At 66.0% G+C, this 1,945-nt stretch carries 2 protein-coding genes; one reads left to right on the forward strand and one right to left on the reverse strand.

Annotated elements, in window-relative coordinates; genetic code table 11:
- Positions 1–63 precede the first annotated feature (63 nt).
- Positions 64–1,185: a tetratricopeptide repeat-containing glycosyltransferase gene (locus AC1DS3_RS38160; protein WP_441640325.1), complete on the forward strand. Its 1,122-nt coding sequence runs from the start codon at positions 64–66 to the stop codon at positions 1,183–1,185.
- Between the two features lie 20 nt (positions 1,186–1,205).
- Here the strand turns inward: AC1DS3_RS38160 and AC1DS3_RS38165 are convergent, their stop codons facing one another.
- Positions 1,206–1,679: a thioesterase family protein gene (locus AC1DS3_RS38165; protein ID WP_441640326.1), complete on the reverse strand. Its 474-nt coding sequence runs from the start codon at positions 1,677–1,679 to the stop codon at positions 1,206–1,208.
- Positions 1,680–1,945 lie beyond the last annotated feature (266 nt).

The raw sequence follows: 1,945 nt of genomic DNA on the forward strand, positions 1-1,945 counted from the left end.
CCTCCCGCCCCCTCCCGCCCGTGGCCCCGCCGCACCCCAACCCAGGATCACAGGAAACCTGAATTGACGCGCATCTGCCTGAACATGATCGTGAAGAACGAGGCCCCGGTGATCGCCCGCTGCCTCGCGTCCGTCAAGCCATGGATCGACCGCTGGGCGATCGTCGACACCGGGTCCACCGACGGCACCCAGGCGCTGGTGCGCAAGATCATGGGAGACCTGCCCGGGGTGCTCCATGAGCGGCCCTGGATCGATTTCGCGCACAACCGCAACGAGGCCCTGGCGCTGGCGCGCGCCGGCGCCGAGGGCGCGGCCGGTGCCGAAGACTACGTGCTGTTCATCGATGCCGATGAAACCCTGCGCATGCCAGAAGGATTCCGCTGGCCCCGGCTGGCCGACGACGGTTATCGCTTCCAGTGCGAGCTTGGCGGCTGGCAATACCAGCGCAACGCCCTGGTCAAGGCGGGCCAGCCCTGGCGCTGGGAAGGCGTGCTGCACGAATACCTGACGCAGGACCCGGCGCACGCCTGGCAGCACCTGCCCGGCCCCACCATCGTGGTCTCGCGCGATGGCGCCCGCGCCCGGGATCCGCAGACCTACCTGCGCGACATCGAAGTGCTGGAGCGCGCGCTGCGGAAGGATCCGGCCAACGCGCGCTACTGCTTCTACCTGGCGCAGAGCTACCGCGACGCCGGCAAGCTGGAAGCCAGCCTGAAGCAATACCGGGCGCGCGTGGCCATGGGCGGATGGGAGGAGGAGCGCTGGTTCGCGCTGTTCCAGATCGCCGTGCTGACCGAGCGCCTTGCCGCCGACGCCGCGCATGCGGCAAGCCCAGCCTACGCCCCCGGCGCCGTGCGAGACGCCTACCTCGCCGCTTACCAGGCGCGCCCCGCGCGTGCCGAGCCGCTGTGCGAACTGGCCCGCTACCACCGGCTGCGTGGCGAGTTCGCGCAGGCGCATCTCTACGCCCAGCAGGCCGCGGCCATGCCCTGCCCGGCCGATACCCTGTTTGTCGATGCCGCGGTCTATGCCTGGCGCGCGCTCGACGAACTCACGGTCAGCGCGTACTACATCGGCGCGCTGGCGCAAGGCAAGGCCGCCTTGCAAAAGCTGCTGATCGAGGAGCATTTCCCGCCCGCCGAAAGCACGCGCATCCAGTCGAACCGGCCTTACTACGGGCTGTAGCTATTCAGCCCTGGCCTGCTTTAGCTTGCCTTGACCGCCCCTCGGTCCACCCAGTTGACCTTGGGGAACTTGCGCGCGAACGCCTCCGGCATCGGCACCACCTGCTTGCGCTCGTAGCTGAAAAAGACAAAGCCGGACTTGGCCATGGCCACCAGCGCCAGGTCCGCCGGACGCGTGATGCGGAACGTGATATCGCCGCCATAGCGGTTGAAGTCCATCACCCCCACCTCGAACAGCAACTGGTCGCGGGCATGGGCCTCGGTACGGTAGGTGGTGGCCAGGTCGGTCACGATGATGCCCACCTGGTCGGTCTGCGCATCCGGCTCGTCCTCCGTGCGCAGGTCAAACAGAAAGCGCGCCCGCGCCTCGGAAATCATCGAGATCATCGAGTCGTTGCCGAGGTGGTTGGCCGAGTTGATATCGGTCACGCGCACCGTGAGGTGGGTGGAGTAGCAGAACTGGTCTTCGGGGAATTCGAGATTTAGGCGGGCCATGATGTGGAGGGGGGGAACTAAGTGGGTGATTGTCGCTGTTTCTTTTTACGGCGTTGGTCTTTGCACCCAAGGGCCATACGACATTGCCCTGCTGGGTTGGTTGCTGTTTCTTTGAACGGCGATGGCGTTTGCACCCAAGAGCCATACGACATCCCCCTGCGGGGGCTGCCGGTCACTTATATGAACGCGCCCCGGTTTGCTAGGTAAACGTCACGCGATGCTCGATCAGGGTTGGTTGCAGACTTATATCCGGCCTAGTGCAGGCC

Source organism: Cupriavidus sp. 01L46 (assembly GCF_056399905.1).

Excerpts from the sequence above, each read along its gene's own strand:
- AC1DS3_RS38165 (WP_441640326.1), bottom strand. The coding sequence starts at position 1,679 with ATGGCCCGCCTAAATCTCGAATTCCCCGAAGACCAGTTCTGCTACTCC.